This window comes from Leptospira chreensis (assembly GCF_016919165.1).
Classification (GTDB): domain Bacteria; phylum Spirochaetota; class Leptospiria; order Leptospirales; family Leptospiraceae; genus Leptospira_A; species Leptospira_A chreensis.
Window position 1 is genome coordinate 63,103 of the sequence record NZ_JAFFPS010000021.1, and the last position, 20,373, is coordinate 83,475.

At 40.8% G+C, this 20,373-nt stretch carries 20 protein-coding genes; 10 read left to right on the forward strand and 10 right to left on the reverse strand.

From position 1 onward, the window contains the following. Positions 1–478: 478 nt before the first annotated feature. The 3 genes from JWG41_RS06130 to JWG41_RS06140 are packed head-to-tail and all read right to left on the reverse strand — an operon-like array spanning position 479 to position 2,211. Positions 479–1,120, reverse strand: coding sequence for an endonuclease III domain-containing protein (locus JWG41_RS06130; protein ID WP_205269056.1), 642 nt, complete (start codon positions 1,118–1,120; stop codon positions 479–481). Positions 1,121–1,143: 23 nt separating this feature from the next. Continuing rightward, positions 1,144–1,428, reverse strand: a complete 285-nt coding sequence (gene rpmB, locus JWG41_RS06135) for a 50S ribosomal protein L28 (protein WP_205269057.1) — start codon at positions 1,426–1,428, stop codon at positions 1,144–1,146. An 18-nt stretch (positions 1,429–1,446) separates the two neighbouring features. Then, positions 1,447–2,211: an LOG family protein gene (locus tag JWG41_RS06140; protein WP_205269058.1), complete on the reverse strand. Its 765-nt coding sequence runs from the start codon at positions 2,209–2,211 to the stop codon at positions 1,447–1,449. 34 nt (positions 2,212–2,245) lie between these two features. On the opposite strand from JWG41_RS06140, the gene JWG41_RS06145 reads away from it, so the two are divergent. Then, complete coding sequence (locus tag JWG41_RS06145; protein ID WP_205269059.1) at positions 2,246–3,094, forward strand: hypothetical protein; 849 nt, start codon at positions 2,246–2,248, stop codon at positions 3,092–3,094. Between the two features lie 216 nt (positions 3,095–3,310). Here the strand turns inward: JWG41_RS06145 and JWG41_RS06150 are convergent, their stop codons facing one another. Beyond that, complete coding sequence (locus JWG41_RS06150; protein ID WP_205269060.1) at positions 3,311–4,207, reverse strand: aldose 1-epimerase; 897 nt, start codon at positions 4,205–4,207, stop codon at positions 3,311–3,313. Positions 4,208–4,262: 55 nt separating this feature from the next. Between JWG41_RS06150 and sppA the strand changes: the two genes are divergently transcribed. From sppA to JWG41_RS06165, 3 genes are read left to right on the forward strand one after another with little or no spacing between them, the layout of a single operon-like run. After that, positions 4,263–5,261 carry a signal peptide peptidase SppA gene (gene sppA, locus JWG41_RS06155; RefSeq protein WP_205269061.1) on the forward strand — a complete coding sequence of 333 codons (999 nt, stop codon included), beginning with the start codon at positions 4,263–4,265 and terminating at the stop codon, positions 5,259–5,261. A 19-nt stretch (positions 5,262–5,280) separates the two neighbouring features. Then, positions 5,281–6,708, forward strand: coding sequence for an MBOAT family O-acyltransferase (locus JWG41_RS06160; RefSeq protein ID WP_205269062.1), 1,428 nt, complete (start codon positions 5,281–5,283; stop codon positions 6,706–6,708). A gap of 46 nt (positions 6,709–6,754) precedes the next feature. Next, on the forward strand, positions 6,755–7,411 hold the full coding sequence (locus tag JWG41_RS06165) for a hypothetical protein (protein WP_205269150.1): 657 nt from the start codon (positions 6,755–6,757) through the stop codon (positions 7,409–7,411). Between the two features lie 56 nt (positions 7,412–7,467). On the opposite strand, the gene JWG41_RS06170 is transcribed toward JWG41_RS06165, so the two are convergent. The 3 genes from JWG41_RS06170 to JWG41_RS06180 all read right to left on the reverse strand — a co-directional run bounded on the left by JWG41_RS06170 (position 7,468) and on the right by JWG41_RS06180 (position 11,728). Further along, entirely contained in the window at positions 7,468–7,908 is a 441-nt protein-coding gene (locus JWG41_RS06170; protein WP_205269063.1) for a tetratricopeptide repeat protein, read from the reverse strand. A 444-nt stretch (positions 7,909–8,352) separates the two neighbouring features. After that, the gene (locus tag JWG41_RS06175; RefSeq protein ID WP_205269064.1) at positions 8,353–10,770 is read right to left on the reverse strand and encodes a penicillin-binding protein 1A; all 2,418 of its coding nucleotides are present in this window, start codon (positions 10,768–10,770) and stop codon (positions 8,353–8,355) included. 4 nt (positions 10,771–10,774) lie between these two features. Then, a complete protein-coding gene (locus JWG41_RS06180) occupies positions 10,775–11,728 on the reverse strand; it encodes an MBL fold metallo-hydrolase (protein ID WP_205269151.1) in 954 nt (317 codons plus the stop codon). A 58-nt stretch (positions 11,729–11,786) separates the two neighbouring features. On the opposite strand from JWG41_RS06180, the gene JWG41_RS06185 reads away from it, so the two are divergent. From JWG41_RS06185 to glyA, 3 genes are read left to right on the forward strand one after another with little or no spacing between them, the layout of a single operon-like run. Further along, a complete protein-coding gene (locus JWG41_RS06185) occupies positions 11,787–12,611 on the forward strand; it encodes a rhomboid family intramembrane serine protease (RefSeq protein ID WP_205269152.1) in 825 nt (274 codons plus the stop codon). Then, complete coding sequence (locus JWG41_RS06190; RefSeq protein ID WP_205269065.1) at positions 12,608–13,477, forward strand: lipoate--protein ligase family protein; 870 nt, start codon at positions 12,608–12,610, stop codon at positions 13,475–13,477. Before JWG41_RS06185 ends, JWG41_RS06190 begins: the two co-directional genes overlap by 4 nt. Further along, positions 13,474–14,724, forward strand: a complete 1,251-nt coding sequence (gene glyA, locus JWG41_RS06195; protein WP_205269066.1) for a serine hydroxymethyltransferase — start codon at positions 13,474–13,476, stop codon at positions 14,722–14,724. The genes JWG41_RS06190 and glyA overlap by 4 nt, the downstream gene beginning before the upstream one ends. Here glyA and JWG41_RS06200 read toward each other — a convergent pair. After that, the gene (locus tag JWG41_RS06200) at positions 14,721–15,524 is read right to left on the reverse strand and encodes an NRDE family protein (protein ID WP_205269067.1); all 804 of its coding nucleotides are present in this window, start codon (positions 15,522–15,524) and stop codon (positions 14,721–14,723) included. The genes glyA and JWG41_RS06200 overlap by 4 nt on opposite strands. A 104-nt stretch (positions 15,525–15,628) precedes the next feature. Here JWG41_RS06200 and JWG41_RS06205 point away from each other — a divergent pair, with 104 nt between their 5' ends. The 3 genes from JWG41_RS06205 to JWG41_RS06215 are packed head-to-tail and all read left to right on the forward strand — an operon-like array spanning position 15,629 to position 18,453. After that, complete coding sequence (locus tag JWG41_RS06205; protein ID WP_205269068.1) at positions 15,629–16,240, forward strand: DUF4254 domain-containing protein; 612 nt, start codon at positions 15,629–15,631, stop codon at positions 16,238–16,240. After that, complete coding sequence (locus JWG41_RS06210) at positions 16,237–17,295, forward strand: glycosyltransferase family 9 protein (RefSeq protein WP_332461281.1); 1,059 nt, start codon at positions 16,237–16,239, stop codon at positions 17,293–17,295. The genes JWG41_RS06205 and JWG41_RS06210 overlap by 4 nt, the downstream gene beginning before the upstream one ends. Positions 17,296–17,340: 45 nt before the next feature. Continuing rightward, positions 17,341–18,453, forward strand: a complete 1,113-nt coding sequence (locus tag JWG41_RS06215) for a hypothetical protein (RefSeq protein ID WP_205269069.1) — start codon at positions 17,341–17,343, stop codon at positions 18,451–18,453. Here JWG41_RS06215 and JWG41_RS06220 read toward each other — a convergent pair. Together JWG41_RS06220 and JWG41_RS06225 are read right to left on the reverse strand one after the other, a co-directional pair. Next, the gene (locus JWG41_RS06220) at positions 18,413–19,048 is read right to left on the reverse strand and encodes a hypothetical protein (protein WP_205269070.1); all 636 of its coding nucleotides are present in this window, start codon (positions 19,046–19,048) and stop codon (positions 18,413–18,415) included. The two genes, JWG41_RS06215 and JWG41_RS06220, sit on opposite strands and share 41 nt — an antisense overlap. Beyond that, positions 19,045–20,334, reverse strand: a complete 1,290-nt coding sequence (locus JWG41_RS06225; protein WP_205269071.1) for a glycosyltransferase — start codon at positions 20,332–20,334, stop codon at positions 19,045–19,047. The genes JWG41_RS06220 and JWG41_RS06225 overlap by 4 nt, the downstream gene beginning before the upstream one ends. Positions 20,335–20,373: the final 39 nt, after the last annotated feature.

The window sequence follows — 20,373 nt, forward strand, 5'->3', positions numbered from 1 at the left end:
CGAGGGAAAGGGTACATGTTGTACCCTTTTACCCCGAAAGACAAACCTTTAGAATTTCCCTTCGATGGATTCACCCTAGGAAAACCGAGGGAGATGAATCATGGACCCGTAAAACTAGGTTTAGGTTCCATCCAAGAACTCATCGATGTCAAAAATATCGAGGACTATGATGGATGGATTGTTTACGTGAGTGCTGATGACGAAACAAAAATCCCTCTCCTTCCTTGGCAAAACCATCCAGACCTTTCCATCTTCCTACTCGTGGAAGGAAAACCACAAGCAAGGTTTCGTTATCTGTCCAATGTACATCAAATCGAATGTCCCAAAGATTATGGAAGGCTTGGAACTTTGAACTTATTCTTTCGGAAACGAAATTTGATTCGATTGGATTATAAATTAGAATCGATCAACTTAACCGATAGGAATCGTTCCTGGAAACAAAGAAAGGAATCAGAAACTGAAGAAGGACTCGAGAAACCTACTCCGAAAACGAAGGACATAGGGAAGAAAGAGGACAAGTCGAACAAAATGTCCGGCGGGCTTGGCAATTCTTACGACCGAGAAATATTAGGTACAGAGATAGGTTTCGGCAAATCTCCTTAGGTGTGATTTTTATCATTTCCCGTTCAATTTGTACGGGATCTGTTTTTTTAGTGAAACCCAATCTTTTAGTGAGGCGTTTCACATGGGTGTCCACCACAAAGCCCTCCACCACTCCATAGATTTCGGCAAGGACTACATTTGCGGTTTTTCTTCCAAACCCAGGAAGTTTGATCGCTTCCTCCATTGTGTCTGGAATTTTTCCACCATAGTCACCGAGAACCATACGCGCAAATCCTTGGATGCTTTTGGCTTTGTTTTTATAAAATCCTGTGGAGAAGATTTTTTTCTCTATGGCGGAGAGAGGAGCTGTGGCAAAAGATTCGAGTGTGGGAAAACTACGAAAGAGTTCCGGTGTGACTGTATTCACACGTTCGTCTGTACATTGGGCACTGAGAATGACCGCAATGGCCAATTCATAAGGTTTGGAAAAATAAAGGGGAGTTTCTACTTCACCGAACTCCGCCTCTAGGAGACGGTAGACTTCGGTGATTTTGGGTGTTTTTCTGGATTGTTTCAATCCAAAACAGCAGTCTTAAAAACTTAAGCCGCTGGTTGTGCTTTTGGAGTGATCCCTGCGTATTTTTTAGGAGTGATCGCAGTGATGTCACCGCCGTGGTCTTTAATTGCCACTTTCAAACCTTTTTTACGAAGAGTTCGCAAAGCACGTGTAGAAATCTTAACGCGAACCCAACGGTTCTCGTCTTCCAAAAAGATTTTCTTTGTGATCACATTCACCTTCCAGATACGGCGATTCTTTTTATGAGAATGGGATACGTTGTTCCCTGCCGTTGTTCCTTTTCCGGTTACTACACATGTTCTAGCCATAATTATTACCTTGTTTCGCTATGTTTTTGTACCCGTGGAATGGGTCAATTCCAAACGAATCTTTTCCTGAAAGAATCGAAGTGCCTCTTCGGGACTGTCAGCAAATCCAAAAAGTTGGAGGTCTTCTTCTGAGATGAGTCGCATCTCTGCTAGTTTTTTGAAATTGATCACCTGGGTCCAAAACTCTGTCCCATACAAAAGAATAGGAATTTTGGATTTTTTTCCTGTCTGGACTAGAGTCAGGGTTTCAAAAAGTTCATCGAAGGTTCCAAACCCTCCAGGAAAGGCAACCATTCCCCGACAAGTCTTCATAAACCAAAGTTTTCTCATGAAAAAATAATGAAACTCGAAAGCAAGCTCTGGATCCACATAAGGATTTACATGTTGTTCGTGAGGAAGGACGATATTGAGGGCCACAGACTTTGCCCCTGCTTCTCTGGCTCCTCGGTTTCCCGCTTCCATAATACCCGGGCCCCCACCGGTGCAGATATTCAGGTTACGACCAGGCCTTTCTGATTTGATTGTGGTCGCCCACTCCGAGATGAGTTTCGCAAAGGCAGTCGCCTCTCCATAATAAGAACTTAAATGATCCAAGGGTGTGGGAGGGTTTGATTTCGGAGATTCGGGAGATGGGATTCTAGCCGATCCGAATACAACAATGGTATCTGTGATTCCATGAGAATGGAATTCCGATTTCGGATGGAGGTATTCGGAGAGAATGCGAATGGGACCGGCTTCATTCCCCCATAAAAAACTTTGATTCTCAAAGGCTAAATCATTCATCTTGTTATCATAGATCGACCGATTAGAATAAAAAATGCGGAAATTCCCAAAAACACAAGCTGTCTCGATTTCCTTAGAACATCTCCCTATCTCTGAGACAAGTTTGAAACAAATTTGTTTGGATTGGGAAGATAAGGGGTATTCATACTTCCGACCAGCCGTTGTGGTGGGATGGAAAACAGAACCTTTGCCCTTAGAAAAATCTAGATTGGAACTTGATTTAAGGGTCACACTACGGTTTTGGCAAGGACTTGTGGCCTATGTCCGACCTCGTTGGTATTTCCAAAAAGAAAAAGACAAACTAACTAATATTTTGTGGGATCAAATTGATTCTAAAAATAAAAAAGAAAAACAAAACTTTCTATTAGAACTTTGGAATCGTTTTTGGAAAAGACCTATTTCCCTTGTTTGGTTGGATTTAGAATTCATCAAGGTGCGTATGGATCTAGATTTGGAATCTGAGGATCTTACGACCGCCCACCCTCTCACTTATGACGGAGAAAAGAAAGTCTACATTAGACGAGGGTATCTAAAAACCATTCACTACCGGTGGACTAAAAAAGAATTCAAAGCTCCCTATCCTAAGTTTGCAGAAATGTACGTCAAAACACGTGACAAAGATAACGACAAAACTTTAGGAAAGGTGTATCACAGTTTTCTTGGATATTTATTAGAAGCTAAGAGCGACGAATATCTGTTACGCTACTTTGGATTCGAAACCTTACTATCTGATACAGTGCGGAATCAAATTCCAGATCAAATATGGAACCTAAACAGATCCCCAATCAAAACCCAATGGATAGAACCAAATCTTTTAGGAAAGGAACTGGAATTTAGGACTGTCTACCAGGTTTCCACTTCTTCGCAGAATCATCTAAAATAATAAAACGCGAGTTTTTACCAATAACAACTTCATTGATTTTTTTATCTTGTAGTGCTCGATAAACAGAGGTTCGGCTAGTGTTTTTCTTTTCAGCGAAATACTTGATCTCCAATAAATTTTTACTGATTTGTTTACATGTGTTCACTAGGGCATCTGACATTGTTGGACTAACCTCTCTTACATTAGACAGATTGTTCGATAAAGAGTTGCAAATTTTTAAAATTGATCCAATCGAATGGAGAATTCTATCTGTTTTTCTGTCTTTGGTGATATAGTTTTAGGATTACCACCAGGGAAATGTAAAAAATTTCCCGTACCTGTCATAGGTTCTATCGCTATAGATCTTCGATCTTGTGGAGTATATACTTGGTAGAAGTCACCACCTTGTATGATTAATTTTTCTTTTTTATTCATAGAGAAAAGACCAATATAAGAATTTTCTCCATTGATGGATGCATAAAGATCATCAAGATTTTTTCCCATCAATGTTTCTTCTGAATTGAGAATGATATCTTCTTTTTGAATCCTTTCTGGTAAAAGATAATCCCCTAACTTTACTTTATGAAATCCAGAACCAAACAAAAATAAATCATCAATGGATTCATCTTCATTCCATCGAAAGTACGGATGGATTCCAAGGGCAAAGGGAAATTCTGTATCCGAATCATTGACCAATCGGTAGATAATTTTTAACTCTGATGGGAAGAGACGATAACATTCTTTGATCTGGATTTTAGAAAGGAATGTACCTTTCCAAACGGAAGGGATTTCCATTTCGAATTCAGCATATGATTCCTTTTCACTCAATTCTTCCTTTACCAAATGCCTCGGAAGGTTGTGGTAGAGGCCATGTAATGGGATTCCATTCCCATCTGTGAGCCAATGGGTACTGGGATAAAACGGCTCTCTGGCCCAAGGATTGGGTTCCAAACGATTCACCCAAGGAAACATCAGAAAAGATCCAGAGGCAAAAAAAGGATCTGGTGGTTTGTGGCCAGAAACGACAGAAACTGACTTCCCATCCACAGGGGAATGGAGATGCAAACCGAGCCATTGCCCGCCACCGGTCGGGTGGGTCTCAAAACTAGACTGTTTTGTTTTCAGTTGGTACAAGATTTATCTCCCAAAAATGATTGAAGTCACAGTTTGCCATCTTAGAAAGGTTTGTATGCCTTCAAGAAAGCCTTTTCTTTTCATTTGTATCGTTCTTCTTTCGGTTCTCTTTGCCGAATCTTGTGTCATTGGGAACAGTCTGAACTTGTTACCCCCAAGTGGCAAGGCTGATTTCGAAGAGAAACTCATCGCAGGAAGGGATCAAGAAAAAATCGTTATCATCTCCATAGAAGGAATGATTTCTGATGAATCTAAAGAATCCTTTTTGGGTACTTCCACGGAATCGATGGTTGCTCGAATCAAAGAATCTCTAAAATATGCAGAACGAGACCCAGATGTAAAGGGTGTGATTTTAAAAATCAACTCTCCTGGTGGAACGGTCACTGCGAGTGACATCATTTACCAAGAAGTATTAAAATTTAAAACCAGAAAATCAATTCCGGTGTTTGCCGGATTTATGGATACAGCAGCAAGTGGTGCCTACTACATTGCAATGGCAACAGATGCCATCGGTGCTCACCCAACAACTGTTACAGGATCTGTCGGAGTCATCATGTCTGGGATCAATGTGAAAGAAGGTCTAGATAAAATTGGAGTGAAGGATCAGTCATTTACTTCCGGCCCAAACAAAGCTCTTGGATCTCCGATCACAGAGATGACTGGGGAACAAAGAAAAATCCTTCAGTCCATCATTGATAGTTTGTATGGTCGTTTTTTTGAAATCGTCAAAAAAGGAAGACCGAATGTAGCAGAGACTCGCCTCAAAGAAATTTGTGACGGAAGGATCTTTACTGCAGAACAAGCGAAAAAAGAAGGTATGATTGATTTCATTGGATACTTCGATGATTTTGTTTACCAAGTGATGCAACATCCCAAGTTCCAAGGAAACCGCAGCGGGAATCCTCGTGTGATTACTTACCAAAGAGGAAAAGGCCGTGTGGATAATATCTATCAAGCAAATGAAGGTAACAAAAATCCTTTTTCTTTAGGAATTGCTGATAAAATCTTAGGAACAGGTACCAATGCTAAGTTTCTTTATCTTTGGGATCTATAATTTCAGGGCCAACTAATCAATGTTATTTAACTCTATTCCCTATTTATTACTTTTTGCTTTCACGTATTTAATTTACTGGAACATTCCTCAAAAGGGAAGAAAACCTTTACTGGTTTTATCTTCCTTAATTTTCTACGCCTATTTTAGTTTCCCTTTTTTGTTTCACTTCCTAATCGTAATTCTCGTCAACTACGGATTTAGTGAATGGATCTTTCGTAAAAAAGAAAAAGGACAACCTTACAATCAAATACTATTTGCGATTGTGGCATTAAACCTAGTCAATTTAGGTTTTTTTAAATACTTCTACTTCTTTACAGGTTCTTTATTTTCATTAACCGGTTATCCGGCTTTTAAAGAAATCTCTGGATCCTGGAGTATATTTTTACCACTAGCCATTAGTTTTTATACCTTCCAAATCATTGCGGTGCAAGTAGACATCCATAGAGGGATTATTGAAAAAAGAATGTCCGCTGTGGATTATTTTTTATTCATCCTCTTCTTCCCACAATTGATTGCGGGACCGATTATGCGTTCCCAAGATTTCCTTCCGCAACTAGACAATCCAACCATTGATTCAGACCGAATGAAAAAAGGTCTGTTTCTCATCATTGGTGGTCTATTTAAGAAAGTCATCATTGCAGAAAACATTTCACCAATCATATCCCCTATCTTTATGGATCCTGCTAAGTTCGATAGTTTTTCGATATTCTTCAGTGTTCTTGCCTTCGCCATACAAGTGTATTGCGATTTTTCAGGATATACGGATATGGCTCGAGGTTCGGCAAATTTACTTGGATATGAAATTCCAGAAAACTTCCAAGGACCATTTTTTTCCCAATCATTTCGGGAACTTTGGTCGAGATGGCATATTACACTTTCTTCTTGGCTTCGGGATTATATCTATATCCCACTCGGAGGTAGTAAAGGATCCATCTTTCGCTCCAACGTAAACTCTTTCATCACAATGTGTCTCGGAGGTTTGTGGCATGGAGCCAATTGGGCCTTTGTGTTTTGGGGAGCTTATTTAGGTGCCTTGATATGGATTGAAAGGTCACTGTATTTACACCGAGGGAAAAAGAAATTCCTACCAGACTCCCTTCCTTTTGTAGGAATCATTCGCACCATTGTAGTCTTTATTATATTCACCTTTTCCGGCGTTTTTTTCCGAGCGGCCGCAAGGGGTGAGGAATCGATGAATGTGGCTTTTGAAATCTTCAAAGGTGTTTTGACCTTCCGCAATACCGGAGAAACTTTAAGTCGAGTGGATGAACTTCCGACCTTCATTGCCCTCGGTTTGATGTTCAATTGGTTCCAATATTCAAACTTTGTTTATGAAAAATTGAAACCATACCAAAATATCCTCCTTCCTTTTCTGTCAGTAGTGATTTTATTATTACTCGGAATCTTTGGAGACGGTGGACAAGATTTTATCTACTTCCAGTTTTAAATCTTCGCTTCATACAATTGAAGTTTATCACAAAAGAGCGGAAAGAATGGTTCTCATTCTTTCCGTTTCTGTTCTACTCTTTGGTTTGCAGTGTGCTCCCAAATTAGATTGGATTCGTTCTCTTCCTTCCGATTTTCCAAGGGATCAAAATATCGCACTTGGATTCTATTCACGACCAGCCGAAAAAAAATCTGCTTTTGGATCCAAAACATTTCATTTGTATTGGAAAGAAGAAATCCATTTGCAAACCAACTCTAAATTCACAAAAACCTGGAGTGAATGGAAGGTCTATGAAGATCATTCTGAGTTCCAACAGAAAGAAGGAAGAGGAACCTTTGAAAAATCGGGAGATTGGATTTTATTCCAAACAAACGATATGATCGAATTAGAATGCAATTCAAATCAAAAGATAAAAACACCTCCACCATCTCTTCCTAACAAAGATTGGTCGAAACTCTTTCCTTGTTCCCCTCTCGAACCACAAAACAGAAGTTCGATGATGGACCACCGATTATTATATTTTTATGACGGAAAATCGCTTTATCCGCTACAATATGAGTCAGGATACAATGAAGCGAACTTTGGAATTGCCTGGGAATCAAACCTTCCCTATACTAAGTCGAGTTTGTTTGAAAAGGCTAAATTGAAGTATGGGAAAAAAGAATTCCAACCCCACGTGTACAACCACGTGAAGTTGGATTGATTCGAAGAAGAATCAAAAAAGGGTAACCATCTCTAGAAAGAATCATTACATAGTTTTTATCGGAAAACCACAACCGCACAAGCACGTGCGTATTCTTTGTGTTCTACACTTGCTTTTTGTTCGAATTTAGTAATTCCATGTTGGCGAAAACCTTCACTTGCTTTTTTTGCATGTGTAGATGCCTCACAAAAGTTACCTGCTTTTGAATGTGCAAGGCTTGCAAGGTATTGGATCGAAGGGAAACTTTTATGTTCACTCATCCCAATCGCTTCTCTAATTTTAATAGCACGAGAATAATGTCCGGAAGCTAAATCAAACTCACCCATTCCCTCTTCTTCACTCGCTAATTTCACAAGTTCGTTGGAGATGACAGTGAGAGTTTCTTTGTCGTATTGGCTGACGAGGGAATCCAGGTCTTCATTCATGAATGAAGATTCTCCAGCTGAAATGGAAGCAGTAAGTGCCAAAACTAGAATGGGTAGGATTGCTTTTTTCATATTCCCTCCGAACCAATGGTTCGCTTACTATAATGCAACTATCGTGCCAGGGAGAACCTGGCCCAAAAGGCAGGAATAGAGCCAAAGCAGGCCATTTAGAGAAGGAAGGAGAGGCCAAATTGCCTAAATAGTACGCAAAATGTTGATTTAGAAATAAATTGCCTAAAAAAGAGGTCCCGGGAAGAAATTACGATTCGGAGAAGGATGAGGGTTAGTTGGGATTGGTAAGCAGGTGGAAAAGGAAACTCAGTTACCTTAGCGCGTCCCTTTCTTTTGCGTGTGGCTTACTAAATCAAGCCGGTGGAAAAAGAAACTCGCTTACCTTAGCGCGTCCCTTTCTTTTGTGTGCCGCTTTCTAAATCAAGCGGGTGGAAAAGGAAACCCACTTACCTTCGTGAGTTCCTTTCTTTTGCGTGCAGCTTACTAAACAAACGGGTGGAAAATTTACTTCAATTCCTCATCTGAGATTTCTAGTTCTCTTTGGAGGAAGTCGGTGAGGTCCATAGAGCGGTAATGGTCACGGTCTCCATCACATTGTCTACCTCCAGGAACCGCAAGAGTTCGGCCAGCAATGGTAATCGGCTTTAAAAATAAATTTCCAGTCAAAGGACAGTTAGGTCCTGGGGAAAGGCCATTGAAAGCACAAGTGGCACCCTTCACCACATCGGCAGGGATCTCTTCTGCCCGACCATTGGGATAAAAAAGTGGGTATGGACCTTCGTTGTACCAGCGCGAGTAAATCTTTCCCCAAATCGGAGCTGCCACCCCAGCTGCTGTAACTCCTTTTCCCAAAGACAATGAGGATTTATCAAATCCCATCCATACAATGGACGTGTATTTCGGGTCGAATCCTGCATACCAAACATTGGTATAAGAAGAAGTAGATCCCGTTTTTCCACCGGACTCTCCTTTGTAGTTACCTTTGTCAGCGGCACGAAGGGCTTGTGTCGGAGTTCCCCCCATAGCCACACCAATTAACATTTGTTTAATGATATATGCAGTCGCTTCAGGAATGATCTGGATGGATCCATTTTTTGCTTCTTCTGCAAGAGTTTCTTGAACTTCCTTCTCTTTGTTGTAAACAACAGTTCCACTTTGGTTTAAAACATAACGAACACTAAAAGGAATTACATCCTTTCCTTTGTTTGCAAGGATCGAATAACCAAGTGCCATCTCATAAGGAGTGAGTTCCGCAACACCAAGTGCCAAAGCAGGACCTGTAGGGAACCGAGCTTTATTGGCTTTTGTCACTTTTGATGCAAAATCAATCACGGCATCAGTCCCTGTTCTCATCAGCACTTGGACAGAAACGATATTCAACGATAAAGACAAAGCACGAGAAAGTGGAACCATCCCTCTGAAATCTCCAGAGATATCTTGCGGAGAATATCCTTCACCTTCTTCTGTAATCGTTGTGAGAGGAGCATCCATAATTCCCGTTCCAGAACCAACGGCTCTATTTTGGATGGCTGCCGCATAAACAAAAGGTTTGAAGGCAGATCCGGTTTGGCGTCTTGCCTGCATGGCCCGGTTGAACTGATTTTTTGGAGAGAACCGGGAACCACCCACCATCGTTTGGATATAACCAGTTTGGTGGTCGATTGTGACAATGGCACCTTCTACGTGTAAGTTGGAAGAAAATACAAGAGAAGATCTTTGGAATTCTTTGACTGCCGAACTTTCGTTTTCCGAAGGAATAAAGTCAGTGAGAAGCTCGAGAGCCGGAGCCATTTCCTTTTCTAAATGAAGACGGAATACCTGTCTATCATCCAAACTGGTTACGTAAGGAACTCCCACAGGAAAAATAGATCCAAATAAATTGTATAAAGAAACAAGGCCCCGGTCTGCCCTTCCCACATAACGGAAGTTTGCGCCAAATGCATATTTGTCTTGTTCAATTAGGCCTTTACGAAGTTCTTCTTCTGCGATCTCTTGTTTTCTAACATCAATCGTTGTATAAACACGTAGACCCCCAGTATATAAGGCCTCTTCTCCAAGTTCTTTCTCTAAAATTTGGCGCACCCATTCTGTAAAGTAAGGAGCTCTGTTTAGTTTTGCTCCCCAGGTAGAACGAGAAGGAGATTGTGTGATGACCACTGGCCAATACCGATCCCAAAAATCATCGTGGATTTTTTGCACTTGGTCTTTCGGGATAAAACCATTTTTCGCCATAAGACCCAGGACCACCATATGAGCCTGTTTCGCTTCTTTGGGATTTTTAAAAGGGGAATATGTTACAGGAGCTTTAGGAAGCCTTGCAAGCATTGCCGCTTCCGCGATGCTTAAATCTCTTACATCTTTTTGAAAGTAAACATTGGCAGCGGAAGAAAGCCCTGTCGTTCCATGACCTAAATAAATTAGGTTAAAGTAAATTTCTAAAATTTCTTCTTTGGTATATTCTTGTTCAATTTGTAAGGTGAGGAGTGCTTCTAAGAATTTACGGCCAAAGGTTTTTTTCCTTTGTTGTAAGATGGTTTTTGCTAACTGTTGGGTGAGAGTGGATCCACCTTGTACAATCCGTCCGGCAAATACGTTTTTAATCGCGGCTCGAACAATGGCTAAAAAATCAATCCCAAAGTGGTTGAAAAAATTATCATCCTCAACCGAAAGAAATGCATGAATCACATGAGGAGGAATGTCACTATATTTTAATAACTCTTGTTTATGGCGATAGAGTTCCGCAAACAAAACTCCATTGGAATCATAGAGTTTGGTTGGAGTTGTGGGTTGGTATGAAGCCAACTTTTGTAACTCTTTTCCTTTGTTTACCTCGGAAAGGATATATCCAAAAAAGAAACCACCGAGGAGGGCAATGCTAAAGAATGTAGTGATAGTGATTCGAAGTGTTTTTTCTTTGTTCATAATATTATAGGTGGAATCGCAATCCTTCCCTTGCTAAATGAATTTTTAATTTTTTTTCGCCTAACTGCTCTTTGTGGAGTTTGGCATCATTATAAATTTCGTAAATTTTTTCATCTGAGTAACTTGGCTCATGATGAGTGAGAACTAAATTTTTGACTCTCCAAGAAGAGGCACAGTTCACAGACATAGTATATGCAGTATGACCCCAATCAAACTTTGAAAAAGATTCGTCTAACGTGTATTGGGTGTCGAGTATCAGTAAATCAGCATCGGCAAAAAATGGATGGCATTCATGGATTAAGTCCATATCAGCTCCGGTAAACTCGGCGTCTGTTGCAAAGATAAAAATTTTGCCTGCCCGGTTTGTAAACTTATAAGCAAAGGATCCGCCTGGGTGTTTCAGCGGGTAACACTCCACCTTCATACCGGAAGCAAATTCCAAAACATCTCCTGGAAAGAAAAGTTTGAAGTCTTTGGCAGAACCTGTCCCATCCAAAGGAACCGGAAAATATTCAGGTTCTTGTTGTTTCTGGAGACGAGACTCCAAATCTGAATAAGGAGAATAAAAATTAAGTAAGAAGTCAGGAAAGTAAATGGGTTTGAAAAAGGGAAGGCCTTGGATATGGTCCCAATGGGTATGGGTGATAAAGAAAGAGATTGTCCTTTTTAATTTACTGGAAAGGTATTCTGAGATGAGTTCGTCTCCCAAATTCCGAAGTCCCGTTCCCATATCCAAAATGTAGATTTCTCCCTCGTCGTCCGTGACAGAAACACAAGTTGTGTCTGATCCTGTGACAAATTTGAGATGGTAAGGGAGGTCTTGCCAAAACTCATCCGCCGATATACCAGCCCCCGTTTGCCTGTAGAGGTCTAGAATATCGGTAATTTTTTTGCGGTAGTCTTGGTTTCGGAGGGGGCTCGCTATGGAGCCGCGGACTCCGTAGAGTTGCACAATCACTTCCTCGATGCTAGGAAATCGACTTTCCTTGTCACTCAAGATTTGCGACCTTGAATTTATGGCCTCTCGTTACCCAGGATATGAACTCCGATTTGGACCTCCGATGGTTCCCGTTGTACGCACTCTCATCATTATCAATGCAGTTTTATTTCTCCTGCAGATGGCAACGAAATTGGCTTTCCATTCTCCGATTATGGAACTCTACTTCGGCCTCACGCCAGAGCTTGTTTTTAGTGGTTGGGTCTGGCAACTCCTGAGTTATGCCTTCCTCCACGGAAGTTTTCTTCATATACTTTTTAATATGCTGAGTCTTTGGATGTTTGGTTCAGAACTTGCGGAAGTTTGGGGAGAACGTGCCTTTTTAAAATTCTATTTATTCACTGCCTTTTTAGGAGGCATCGGCACCGTGCTTGCTCAATTTTTTGGCATTCCGCAAGGCCTTGTGGTTGGCGCCAGTGCCAGTATTTATGGTCTGCTTGTGGCTTATGCGATGACTTGGCCCAATCGTGAACTTCTTGTTTTTCTCATTTTTCCCATGCGAGCCAAATACTTTGTAATGATTGTAATGCTTATGGTTCTTTTTGCCCAAGGAGAACGAGTGGCACACTTTGCTCACTTAGGGGGAGCCATCGGAGGTTTATTCTTAATGAAAGTTTACACTGGATGGAAAAAGAAAGTGGGTTCCCTTCCTACCTGGTCCCTTTCGCGTTACTTACAAAAACGTAGATTTTTAAGATACCAAGAGGAAATGGCAAAAAGGGAAAATGCAAAAACAAAAGTGGATGAACTTTTGGAAAAAATTTCCAAAAATGGAATGGATTCTCTTTCTCGTAGCGAACGAAAGTTTTTAAACGAAGCTTCACAGAAATATTTCAACGAGTGAATTCTAAGGTATTTTATTTTCCGCAAATTCCCCCAAGATCACCTTACTACAATTTGGCGATTGAGGAGGCATTGTCTCTCCAGTTGGTAAGTCAAAATATCACTGCGGGAGTTAGGCTCTGGAAAAATCCAGATTCCATCATTCTCGGACTTTCGGAAAATCCATTCCGCAATATCAAAGAAGAAGTGGTAAACAGATATGAAACGGAAGCCCGCACCAAGGGATTCCAGAAAAAACCAAAACCTAATTTTTGTTATATTGCCAGACGGGCTTCGGGAGGGGGAACCGTATTTCATTCCCTCACAGGAAATATAAATTATTCTATCTATGTGAATCTAAACGAAAGAAAAGAACTCTTTCCGGTCAAAGATTCCTATGATATTTTACTCGGTATTGTTGCCAAATCTTTGGCAAGACAAAACATCCATTGTTCCCCCAAAGGGAAATCCGATTTGGTTTTAGAAAAAAATGGAATCTTTAAAAAGATTTCCGGCAATGCTCAGTTTCGCAAACGCAACTGCATTGTCCAACATGGCACTTTGATTTTGGAAGAAACCTTAATTGAAAGAGTGGCCGAAGTCCTCCACCATCCGCCGGAAGAACCCGATTATCGCAAAGAAAGAAGCCATAAAGAGTTTCTCACAGCCCTGCCCGATTTTTTTTCGGAAAGTATTTGGGCAAAAGATATCGTACGGGAAGTTTTTTCCTATTTAGGAGAACCAGATCCAGAAGATTTTTCAAAAATTTCCTTCTTTGGCCGAGACTTTTCTACTTTTCGGAAACTCGTGCTCCAAGAATCTGAATCTATTCGTAAGAAGAAATACCAAAATCCAGAATATACACTCCATAGAGAAATTCCCACATGAGTTATTTAGAAAAACAAGATCCTGAAGTTTACGCTGCATTAAAAAAAGAAGACGAACGCCAAGAACATTCCCTCGAAATGATTGCGAGTGAAAACTTTGTTTCGCGTCCCGTTCTCGAAGCCTACCATTCCACTCTCACTAATAAATATGCGGAAGGGTATCCTGGAAAACGTTATTACAATGGTTGTGAAAACGCAGACAAAGTCGAAGAACTAGCCATCGCAAGAGCAAAAAAAATGTTCGGAGCTGAATACGCAAACGTTCAACCGCATAGCGGGGCTCAGGCGAATATGGCGGTATTTCTTGCGACTCTTGAACCAGGAGATAGTTTCCTTGGTATGAATTTGGCGCATGGTGGCCACCTAACTCATGGTAGTGCGGTCAATATCAGCGGAAAATATTTTAAACCAATCCCTTATGGAGTGGATGAAAAAACAGAAACCATCAATTACGATGAAGTGGCAAAACTTGCCAAAGAACACAAACCAAAACTCATTGTTGTCGGTGCCTCCGCTTATCCAAGAACCATTGATTTTAATAAATTCAAAGAAATTGCGAATGGAATCGGTGCCAAGATTATGGCCGACATTGCACATATCTCAGGTCTTGTAGTTGCTGGTGAACACCCAAGTCCGATTGGTGTTTGTGACTTTGTTACTACCACCACTCATAAAACATTACGTGGACCAAGAGGGGGACTGATCCTTTCCTCTAGTGAACATGAAAAGATTTTAAACTCAAGAGTATTCCCTGGAATCCAAGGGGGACCTCTTATGCATGTGATTGCTGCCAAAGCAGTTGCTTTCGGTGAAGCACTCCAGCCGGATTTTAAAACTTATATCCAACAAGTGGTAAAGAACGCGAAAGTTCTTGCGGATACATTTCAAAAACGTGGATTCCGAGTGGTGTCTGGAGGAACGGACAACCATATCGTTCTTTTAGATGTTTCCGTAAAAGGACTTACAGGAAACGACGCTGCCAATGGCCTAGATCATATCGGTGTGACTGTAAATAAAAACGCGATTCCATTTGATAAAAATCCGCCGGCAGTCGCTTCGGGAATTCGTCTCGGAACACCAGCCCTCACCACTCGTGGACTAAAAGAAAAAGAAATCGAAGCGGTTGGAAATTTAATCTGTGATTACCTAGATCATTTTGGTGATGCCACTTGGGAATCCAAAGTGAAAGCTGGTGTGAAAGAAATCACTTCCGCTTTCCCGATGAATCATTTCCGATTGGAAGATTAAGATTCGTTAAACGATAAAACCTCTCTCCGTTCCGTAAATTCATTAGAAAGCGGATCGGAGAAAGTGCGCTCTACTACCTCCACCGATTCCTTTCCATAAAATACTAAAGTCGAAGCCCTGGTTCCATAACCGGGAACACGAATTCGTATCGAAGATAAATACCTTTCTTTTTCCAATCCAATCCCTGTATCGGGAAGAAGTGAGTCCTCACTGACAAGATCGGAATTGGCCAACCAGTGAAAAAATTCGGTTGTGACATTTTTCGTCCAGTCCTGATCTTTTGGAAAAGAATCAAACACTTGTTTAACGGCAAGTTTTAACTTTTCTGTTTTGGGCCAAACCGTATTCCAATTGGCATTACTCACCGCATGAAACCCTGGTTCTAAAATCTCAGACTGCAAAGGATCCCCACCTACATAACTTGCCACTCCTCCATCAAAAACAAATAAATTAAAACCCTCATACTCCTTGGCAGTTCGTAAAACTTCCTCCCGGTACTGGTTGGCATTCACTTCCTTGGATGACTTTAAAAAATCCAAAACAAGTCCACCTCGAGACTTTGGATTCGAATGAGGCGGTAACTTTAGATTGCGCACATTGGTAAGAAAGGCTACCTTTCCTTGCGAATTCACACCGAGCCAAGTTCCCCCTGCTTTTAAATCTTTCCCCGCAAGGATTTTAGGATTCGATTCCCAATGGTGGAGAGATTCAGTGGGTCTTCCAAAAAATTCGTCTCTGTTCGACACAATCACAAGAGGGAATTCGGGGTGAACCCTGTAGGCAATCACAACTAGGCACATGAGAATTCAAATGCCTGAAGAAGATGGCAAAAGAAAGCGAAAAACCTGGGAAATATTTGGATTGAACGCCAAAAACCATATTAAATCATGAATTGCATTACGATATGAAAGCATTGGAAGCCACAAAAGCCGTCTCTATTTTCCAGGAATCCGTTCTGGATTGGCATAAAAAAGAAGCCCCACACCCAAATCCTTACCCAGAAGGAAGTCTTGAGTCCACTCTCTACCAAAAGAACCACATCGATACCATCCAATGGCATATTGAAGACGAAATCCGAAGGCCGGACATTGCTTTGGAAGATGTCGTAACACTCAAACGACGGATCGACAAACTAAACCAAGACAGAACTGATATGGTGGAAAAACTCGATGACTTTGCCATCGAAATGTTTCGCTCCGTTACGCCAAAACCAAATGCTCGTTTGAATTCAGAATCTCCTGCATGGTTACTCGATCGGATGAGTATCTTGGAACTCAAAATCTACCATATGGAAGAACAGGTTTCGAGAAAAGATGATTCAGCGACCAAAGAACATATAGCAAAATGCCAAGCAAAACTAGACATTCTCCTAGACCAAAGGGAAGATTTGAAAAAATGTTTGGACGAACTTTTTCTTGACTATGCGGAAGGAACGAAACGAGTCAAAGTCTATCGTCAAATGAAGATGTATAATGACCAGAATCTAAATCCGTCATTGTATAAGAATCAAAAATGACAAACCTCTTAGTACTACGATTTTCGGCAATGGGGGATGTGGCTTTAATGACACCTGCTCTGATTGCCATTGCAGCTAAATATTCCAATATTCAGCTGACAGTTGTTACTAGAGGAAACTTCGCACCATTTTTCTATAATATTCCTAATTTAAATGTCTTAGGAATGAATCTAAAAAAATACAAAGGGATTTTGGGTCTTTGGAGGATGTATCGTGACATTGCCAAACTGGGACCTTTCGGTCATGTCATCGACTTACATGGATCTGTTCGTTCACGATTCATTGCCTTTCTTTTTCGCAGCCAAGGTGTACCCTATTCCAAAATCATCAAAGGTCGCCGCGAAAAGTTAAAACAAACAAGACGTTATAATAAAAAATTAAACCAACTCCCCCACACCGTCGAACGTTATTTAAACGTATTTCGTAAAGCAGGCTTTGATGCTCCCGTTCGCAAAGGCCCATGGCTCAATGTGGATGGAGAATCTAAAATTTATGCCAAAGACTTTTTGAAATCGGTAGGCATCGATAAAAAGGAAGGACAATGGTTTGGGTTTGCACCCTTTGCCGGACATGCTCTCAAAGAATGGAGTTTTGAAAAATGCAAACGTCTGGTGGAAGTATTACTCGATGAATTTCCAGATTGCAACGTATTCCTGTTTGGTGGAAAAGATGAAGCCAAAGAATTAGAAATCCTTCGTGACAAGCAAAAGCGCGCTCATATTGTCCAAGGTGGAAATTTAGGAATTCGCGGGGAACTTGGGATTATGGACCGCTTAGATGTAATGATTGGAATGGATAGTTCCAACGTTCACATTGCAGCCCTTCTTAAAAAACCAGTGATTGGAATTTATGGGACCACTCACCCCCTTTCTGGATTTGGACCTTTTGCCCAAGAAGATTCGGGAGTTTTGCAAGTGGACTTACCATGTAGGCCTTGTTCCATTTATGGAAATACCAAATGTTGGCGAGGGGATCATGCTTGTATGGAACTGATTGACCCACTAGACGTTGTTCGTCGAATTCGACTGATCCAAAATGTAAATACACTTTGGTGATTTACGTAAACCTCTAAGCAGAACCTAAAAAATAAGGAGACTTCGATGTTATTCCAACAGGAAAAGATGACTTCAACGTTTCCTAAGAAGATTCAATTCAAACTAAGTTTCTCCTCGTTCTTTCCTGTAAGGATTCATCTCCCTGTGTATCGAACCATCCAGAAAGTATATTTTATTCTTCCCGTTACAGTTTGTATTTTCCTTTCTCTGATTTCTTTTCCCGCACAAGCCCAAGCAGAAGATTTTACTTCCGAGTTCCAAGTGGTCCATCTCCCTTCCCCAAACAAGGCCGATTACGAAGAACAAATCAAATGCCAAGACTTGTATTGTAAAAAAATTCCTTATACAGAAGACGGAAAGTATTTGGCCGAGGTGTGGGAAGAACTGGGGAAAAACGGTGGGAAGGTGGTCGTGGATTATTTAGATTCCCCACTTTCTCTCAGTGAATCGCGGATGGATGATATCACCGAATATTTACGTGAAATTGCAAGAAGAGACGGTCATGTCAGCTTAGAACCATTTTATATCGCTTCCAGAGGGATTGGCTTTACAGATGTTCCCATCGTTAAGGATGTTTTTGGACTGAGTTATAATTTATACAAACGGATTCGTTCTGCGATCAAATTTGGTCGTATGGGTCATTACAACGCCAAGGTTCTTTACCATCCGACAACAGGTAAAGTGTTACAGGTTTTTTTCTTCCATAAAAACTATGGGAACTTATGTAACACAGTGTATTCCACTTGTGATCGTATCGAATACATCGATGATGAACTCTTTGACAAACAACTTTCTTTAAGACTTGGTGATTCCCATTCTCGAGGAATCGAAGTTAGGTTCAACCAAACACCGGCCATCCTTCCGCAAATGAAATTGGATATTGGAAATCTTTTGGACACCAACAGGTCAGCTAGACTTTACAAATGGCTCATCATAACAAAAAAAACAGATACGAAAACGGTGACTCGAGAACGGTTTTTGGGAGTGGAACTTGCGATCAAAGCACTCGATTATACATTGAGTGCCTATGAGATTGTAGAGACCATCCAACTCTATATGCCTGCTCGTAGCAAACAGGCCGAAGTGGTTTATGAAGATACAGAAGAAGGTCGTATCCTTAAGTCTGTGATTTTTTATCCAGCTCCGGATAAAGATTAGTTTCTAAATTCGACTTTCGAATCTTTACCATAATCACAAAAACAAGGCAAGCAATGCCAGCTGAGGTTGGGAATAACAAAGTGGTGAAATTCCATTCCGCTAATGCCAGGATCGCCAGGAAATTACGAAACAAAAAGATAAGATAGAACCCAAGCGGTTCGGAATTGGGGAGAACATACCCTTTGCGAAAGGTAGGGATGAAACCTAAAATATCGGCGAGCGATAACACAACCACTGCAGCCAGTGGATTAGAAAAATAAAACCAAAACGGCAAACTCGAAAGTGCCAGTCCAAAGAAAAACCAATCTGATTTTGTAATATCAATATCACCTCGTTTGCGATAAGCAAAATAAGCAACAAGAGAAGTGATGATCCCAGACACGCCAATGGGGAAGGCACCAAGGCCTCCATTACCGGCAACTTGTGCGAAGAACACGATAAAGGTGGTCACTCCCCAAATGATCCAAGAAAATACATGAGGCCTAATCTTTCCCAAACGAATCCCTTGGATATAAGGAATGTATGCATAGAAAGTCAAAAAAATAGCAAAGCCCGTCATGACGGAGCGGACTTCCAGGCTGATAAAACTGGTCATTGCATAAAATCAAAAAACAAATCAAAGATTGTTGATTTTTTCACTTTTCCTTTCATTGCCTCAACAACTTTGGAATAAACTTCTTCCATTGTATCCACACATTTTTCCATTTCATGACCCGACGCAACCTGTATGGAATTTTTGGAAAACTTAGCATACTCTTCTGGATTACGAACAATTTCCAAAGCCCCTTGTGCGATTGCTTTGGAATCAAAGGATTTGGCTATGTATCCATTCTCTCCATGACGGATGAGTTCAGGTAATGCAAAGGCATCCACACCCACAGCAGGAAGTCCACAAGCAATGGCTTCTAAAACTACAAGACCTTGTGTTTCCATAGTGGAAGCTGTCAAAAACACATCATACTTGGGATACTCTTCGTGTAACACAGCGTTGGGGATAAATCCTTTAAAACTAACCGCATTCTGGATACCTAAATGTTCCGCTTGTCTTTGTAAGGAAGGAATGGCCGGGCCTTCACCAATGATGGCAAGTGTTGCCTTAGGATAAGATTCATGAATGATCTTAAAGGCATTGAGAACCACATCACAATTTTTTTCATAAGAGATTCGACCCACATGTAAAAACTTAGGAGACTCTCCACTAGTATATGTTTTTGGTGTTCCCTGAAATCTTTTTAAATCCATTCCATTAGATACCACAGTAATGGGACGAGTGATTCCGTATTCAATCAGTTGTTCCTTAATGAGATGGCTCGGGGAGATGACCACATCGCAACGATTATAGATATCGTTACAAATTTTTAAGATGATTTTTTTACGAATATTGAAGTTATCAAATTTTACAATTTTATCTAACTCATCAATATTTAGTTTTTTCTTAAACTTATTGGCTTTGAAAAAAAGTTTATCGAGTTTGAACAACCGGTAAAAAGAAACATACATTTCTTGTTCTGCCATCAGGGTATGGTAGGTTCCAATTGTCGGAACCCCAAATCTCTCAGCTGCGTTCACTGCATAAAGTCCAAGAAGTCCGGGCGTGTGGATATGAATGAGATCCGGTTTAAAGTCTTCAATGATCCGTTTGATTTTTCCCGGAGAGGGCAAAACCACTTTGATATCGGGGTAACTCGGTAGGTATCCGGAGCGAAAACGCACCACTTGGATGTTGTCAGTCATCCGATCAAAGTCCCCATCGCCGTATTTCGGAGCACAAATACAGAACTCGTGCCCACGCAAAGCCAAAAGTTCAGAAAAATTCTTAATAGAAACAGCTACACCGTCGGTTTTTGGCAAAAAAGTATCGGAAAAATATAAGACTCGCAACTGTTACCTCTTTACAAATTGGAGAAAAGCATTAGTCTC